5 protein-coding genes and 1 pseudogene are annotated in these 5,392 nt (G+C 37.8%); 4 read left to right on the top strand and 2 right to left on the bottom strand.

Annotated elements, in window-relative coordinates:
• Positions 1 to 169: 169 nt before the first annotated feature.
• From H6G97_RS44385 to H6G97_RS54125, 4 genes and pseudogenes are all read left to right on the top strand, one after another.
• A pseudogene (locus H6G97_RS44385) lies at positions 170 to 859 on the top strand (type IV secretory system conjugative DNA transfer family protein); the annotation flags it as partial.
• A 5-nt stretch (positions 860 to 864) separates the two neighbouring features.
• Complete coding sequence (locus tag H6G97_RS44390; protein ID WP_190946846.1) at positions 865 to 1,353, top strand: relaxase/mobilization nuclease domain-containing protein; 489 nt, start codon at positions 865 to 867, stop codon at positions 1,351 to 1,353.
• Positions 1,354 to 1,400: 47 nt separating this feature from the next.
• Positions 1,401 to 2,924 carry a DUF3854 domain-containing protein gene (locus H6G97_RS54120; protein WP_242056037.1) on the top strand — a complete coding sequence of 508 codons (1,524 nt, stop codon included), beginning with the start codon at positions 1,401 to 1,403 and terminating at the stop codon, positions 2,922 to 2,924.
• On the top strand, positions 2,893 to 4,050 hold the full coding sequence (locus tag H6G97_RS54125; RefSeq protein ID WP_242056038.1) for a hypothetical protein: 1,158 nt from the start codon (positions 2,893 to 2,895) through the stop codon (positions 4,048 to 4,050). Before H6G97_RS54120 ends, H6G97_RS54125 begins: the two co-directional genes overlap by 32 nt.
• Here H6G97_RS54125 and H6G97_RS44400 read toward each other — a convergent pair.
• Positions 4,047 to 4,289 carry a hypothetical protein gene (locus H6G97_RS44400; protein ID WP_190946847.1) on the bottom strand — a complete coding sequence of 81 codons (243 nt, stop codon included), beginning with the start codon at positions 4,287 to 4,289 and terminating at the stop codon, positions 4,047 to 4,049. The two genes, H6G97_RS54125 and H6G97_RS44400, sit on opposite strands and share 4 nt — an antisense overlap.
• A 13-nt stretch (positions 4,290 to 4,302) precedes the next feature.
• On the bottom strand, positions 4,303 to 5,034 hold the full coding sequence (locus H6G97_RS44405) for a sensor histidine kinase (protein WP_190946848.1): 732 nt from the start codon (positions 5,032 to 5,034) through the stop codon (positions 4,303 to 4,305).
• Positions 5,035 to 5,392 lie beyond the last annotated feature (358 nt).

Below are 5,392 nucleotides of genomic sequence, written 5' to 3' on the forward strand. Positions count from 1 at the left end.
CAGCAATCGTAATTTTCGGCTTGAGCTTCACGCTTTTTTAGGGGCTTTCCTCTACTTCTAGAATGACTTTATCATCAAAGCCTCATTGCTCAACCTCCATCTCCAAAGCGATCGCTACCTTTCTTGGCTTCTTAGTATACGTGTACTATATTTAGATGCGTTTGCCCTGAAAGATCCACTGATCGTTGCACTGGATGAATTACCGTCTATTTATCTGCCTGATTTATATAGATGGCTGAATGAATCTCGTTCTGAGGGCTTCTGCGGTATTATCGGCTTCCAAAATATGGGGCAGCTTGAGAAGAACTACGGTAAGGATATTGCTAAAGCTATCCTTGGCGCTTGCAGCACTAAATTCATCTTTAATCCTGGTGAGAACGAGTCGGCGCAATTGTTTTCCAGCTTCTTAGGTGATGAAGAGATTAAGTACAAGCAAAAAAGCCGTTCTACTGGGGGTAAAAATAATAGCACTAGTATTAGTGACCAAGAAAAAACTAGAAAGCTTTTTGAATCGGCTCAGTTTCTCAAACTAATTGCTGGCAAATGTGTTTTTATTAATCCGGCTTATGCCAATCAAAAGGAGGGGTCTGTTCCTTTACTCAAAACTATCAAAATTAATGAGTCACTCAAAAATATTGATAAATACAATCAGCTTAAATGGGCAAGAATTGTCAGTTTACTAGCTAGAAAGAGTACACAGAAATTTCCCTCACAGCAAGATTTAGCTTTGCGAGTTAAGCAAGTTGATTCACGCTTTCCGCTTCCCGAAAATCCTCAAGCTATTTCTAATAATTCTGGACTAACATTCAAAGAAGTCGGCAGCATGATTAATCAAAACAAATCTGACAGTGGAATTTGATTGTTATGAAAATGACTATTGAAGAATTAAAAATTAGCAATTTTGAACTAATTCAAACACTATCTCAAGAAAAGATTTTAGCGAATGGTAGTTTTATTGATATTAGTCTGCCTCCCCGACAAATTATTCAGGAGTTTAAGACTTTATCTAAAACTAGACGAAAGCTGAGGAATTTGGGCATATATACTATCATCAGCTTAAAAAACACTTACATCCAACTAAATCAAGAATCTTGTCTGAAAATTGTTAACCAATATATTCACGGTATCGGCTGGCATGATTTGCAGTATATCTGTTTTTTAGATATTCAAAAGGGCAATATTTATATTCATATTATTTTTAATCGCATTACACCCCAAGGTAAGCTCATCGATATCAAATGCTTGGGGGCTAACTGGCAACAATATGAGGTTTTACGTCAATCTTGTTCTCGGATCTTAGAAAACCCTGCTAATAATAAATATTTGCAGATCCGCTGCAACTGTTGTTCTTAAACAAGAGTACAGCACAAGGCACAGTATATAAATAATTAACAAAAAATATGTTTGATGAACGACATTTGCAACTCACTTCCGCTTACGCTAGAGCTAGTCAGCATTTTATTAGAGCTTTTATTTATCCTTTAGGAGAGTTTATTTATAAATCAATCGAATCAGCTATTGATTTAAAATGTCGAATTGAAATAGGAGAAGAAACTTATTTTCTTACTCCTGATGAGGATGGTGGTTGGAAATGGTCTAAAGGTAACTTTGAAGGTGTAACAGATGAGGAAATAGAACAAGTAGAAGAGATGATGGCATATTTATTGCCTAAACTTCTCCCCGGTAGTAATGATATAACACCGTCAGTTTTTCCTCCTGTTCCTGATTTACCTCCAGTTTTACCCAACCCCAATTCCCCCTTAATTCTTCCGCCTTCTGCCACATCTGTTGAGTTTTTAACTATACCATTCAATTCTCAAAATCCCCAGGAATATGTACCTATTCAAGACCAACAAAATCTAGATTTAAATCCTTCTATCCAGAGAAATGTTTTTTTAACAGGTGAAGATGAACTTAAAGATACATTATCACAATCACATCAAGAGAGTGTTGATAATTCCTCTGAGTTTGTAGATGAGGATTTGATTAACCAAACCAGCGCCAACAATGAAGTTGATAACCAGAGTCACCAGATAAGAGTGATTAGTTCTTATGACCTTGCAGATGATAATTTAACAACAAAGATTGTCATCGACCACACAATTCCCATAACTAGTGAAAAACTTGAGCCACAAAATACTCAACATATCCCTCATCACCCAGAACACATTGATCCGCAACATTGGCACGAGCTAGTAGTAGGCAGTGCGATCGCACCAGAAATTGCACATCTCAACTTCTCTAGTCTTCATTTTAGCTATGTCGGTGGCGAACATGAAGCTTGGGAACGGCTCATGATCAGCGACAAACTCTCACGTACAAATACAGGTAGCCTCTCTACTAGGCTTTTAGAACTCTATTCCCACTTAGATGCAGGTGGCTGGTGGTGTAATTCCGGAGTAGATCCGCGCACATTTGCTAATCTTACCCCTGGTGAGCAACCTCAAGTTAAAGAATGGGGATGCTATAAGCCAAACCGCCCCAGACCCAAAACCGTGAAAAAAGATGGGTTCACTGTTGTGGTTGAAGGCAAGTTCATCAAATATGAGCATCCACCATCAGTTGATTTGAGTATTTTCTTACTAGATGTTCCAGGGGAAATTGCCCAAAATATTTACTCAAAAGCTGGAGTAAACCCCACCGATAGCGATCGCTTGAGTGGTTTTTGGTATTGTGTGTATAAACACAATATCCCACTCGTCATTACAGAGGGGGCGAAGAAGGCGGCTAGTCTGTTAAGCCAGGGTTATGCTGCCATTGGGCTACCGGGAATTTCCTCCGGCTATCGCTCACCTAAAAACGAGTGGGGCAAGAAAATTGGTGATTCCTATCTGGCTGATGAGTTAGCTGTTTTCGCAACTTCTGGTAGAGAAATCAAAATCTGCTTTGATTATGAAACGAAGCCTGAAACTAAGCTCAATTGACAATACATCTACTCTGCAATTACTCAAAACTGAACACAATGGTACAAATCGGGAAGCTGTTCGCTTTCAGTTTGAGAAAACTGACACTGGTATGACTCATCAAGTCAAAACTTTGGCTATCACTGAAGCTGATTTGGAGAAGTTAAGATTATTGGCTCAAAAACTGCATATTAATTACAAAGCAATGTTAGGCAACCCGACAGATACCCGTGACATTGATTTGCCCGTTCATCCCGAAATTACCCGTAATTTAGACGAGGAGCAGTCACACCAATCTACTCAATCTACGCCCAACGCACCAGATGGCAAGACACAATCAAACCCACAAGAAGCAAGCTTTAATTCTCCAAAACAAGACAACGCTGTGCTACCACTACATCCAGTTTTAAAACAATATTGGGAGCAGTTAGAAAAAGATGGTTCAAGTCATGAGACTGTAGCGCAAGGACATTTAGAATTTCAATCTAAAATTCAGCAAACTGGCAAGCTGACTGTTGGTGAACATCTTATTAGTGAGGTGAGAAATACTTTATCTGTGTCCCAAAATGCTCAAAGTACTGAAGATTACAGGCAATCCCTTAAGGAAAAATACTACCAAGAGTACGCTCAAAAATTTGGTTTAAATAAATCCGAGGAAACGCCAGATATAGATAACTCAACAAGAGTTGAAGATTTGATCAATGAAAAGAAAAAGACATTCTTGCAGCAGATATTAGAAACTAAAGGGCGCAAACTGCCTTTTGTTGACAGCCAACAGTCAAAATTGGTTGAGACTGAAAATAATCAGGTTGTTAAAAAGTCTCTTATTCCTGCACTAATGAATATTATCGTTACAAAGGGACAAGATACTATTGGCGGTCGAGTCTATGAAGGCATGGCTTATCAATTAAATTTGTTGATGAGAGAAGGTATGCAGCGTCTGACTGTTTGGCGCAAAAGTGATAATCAATCGGCTTTTAGTGCTTATAAAGTAGATGCCAAGGAAGAATACAAAGTAATACACAATCACCTTTCACCACAAGAAACACAAAAGCTGATCAACTTCGATATAAGAGTGCAACAGCAACAGCCACCGCCACAGCAACAACAAAACGAGCCATCTTCTGACGGCCCAGAGTTAGACTAACTAAAATACCCGACAAACAACCCAAGAATGTACGCACTTACTAAAACATATCGCTTAGTCACCCGCTCGAATTGTGACCAGGGTGAGATAATGACAGCTAATACTATGTAAAACAATGCTTGTAAAAAATCGCTGTTACCCAGTTTGATAATTGCCGCTATCATCAAAGCCGCAAAAATTAGAAATTCTACTCCTGTTTCAATCCTGTCCCAAAGTTTCACATCATATAAGTAACGCATTAACTCACCTCTGTTATTTGAGGCACATCCTACCATCAACCCCATATATCCCGTCACCTTTGTAAGGAAATATAATGGTGAATTTGGTTCCTTGTTTAGTTACTGAATCCACCCTCATACTCAGTCCGTGAGCATAAGCTACTATCCAAGCAATATACAATCCCATTCCTATCCCTGGCTTATCTGATATGTTTTGGGACGATCTCCAAAACGGAATAAATATATTGGAGAGTTGTTCGGCGGGAATCCCACAACCGATATCTTCAATCTCAATGACTAAATCATCTTCTTGATTGAGCAGTCTTAAAAAGATATCTCCCTCTATAGTGTACTTAATAGCATTTGTTAAAAGATTGCATAGCATTCTGTCGATACTGATGCTGTCACCCTGTACTTGCGTTCCATGCTTGTATGTTACTTGTGTTTCATAATGGAGATTCAAGGAATGATACTGTGCTATTACCTTGTATTGAAAATATTGCTTTTGTAAAATATCTAACATATCAAACTGCACTAACGTTGTTAGATTAGGTTCTAAAAAAGGCGTTCTTCTATCAACCAAGCCCAGTCCTCGCTCATTCATTTCTTGCAAACCTTTTAAAAAAGGTCTGATTTCTTCTAAAGAGTGTCCATAAGCACCATCAATTATCTGATTCAGCACTAATGATGTGGCTCGAAAACTGCTTGATACATCATGTAACAGAGATGAAAGATCCAATTGCTTGCTTAGAGATTCTTGCTGCATATATGCTTTCCAAGATAGATTGTGATTTTCGCTACTTTTATGAATGCCAATTAGATTTTAAATTCTAGAATATTTTTATTTTAGACTGAAAAAATTTTTATTCACTCAGACTTTAGTACTAATACTTTTACTTAATTTGGACTGCCATACTTTTCTAAAGTAACTGTTTTCATTTTACGTTTGTATATATAAAAATTAAAACACTTAACATCAATAACTGTGATATAAATATTTTAGTATCTAACAATCAAAACAATCAAAACTTTATATGATTCGATTAGTACTTATTGAGGATGAAGAGGTATTCAGACTCGGCATCACTACTGCTATTCAACAGCAACCAGATATGGAGATGGTC

This window comes from Nostoc flagelliforme FACHB-838, assembly GCF_014698065.1.
Lineage (GTDB): Bacteria > Cyanobacteriota > Cyanobacteriia > Cyanobacteriales > Nostocaceae > Nostoc > Nostoc flagelliforme_B.

What these genes read in the sequence shown, in the direction of transcription:
- H6G97_RS44405 (WP_190946848.1), bottom strand. Translation starts at nt 5,034, where the DNA reads ATGCAGCAAGAATCTCTAAGCAAGCAATTGGATCTTTCATCTCTGTTA.
- H6G97_RS44400 (WP_190946847.1), bottom strand. Translation starts at nt 4,289, where the DNA reads ATGCGTTACTTATATGATGTGAAACTTTGGGACAGGATTGAAACAGGA.
- H6G97_RS44390 (WP_190946846.1), top strand. Translation starts at nt 865, where the DNA reads ATGAAAATGACTATTGAAGAATTAAAAATTAGCAATTTTGAACTAATT.
- H6G97_RS54125 (WP_242056038.1), top strand. Translation starts at nt 2,893, where the DNA reads ATGAAACGAAGCCTGAAACTAAGCTCAATTGACAATACATCTACTCTG.
- H6G97_RS54120 (WP_242056037.1), top strand. Translation starts at nt 1,401, where the DNA reads ATGTTTGATGAACGACATTTGCAACTCACTTCCGCTTACGCTAGAGCT.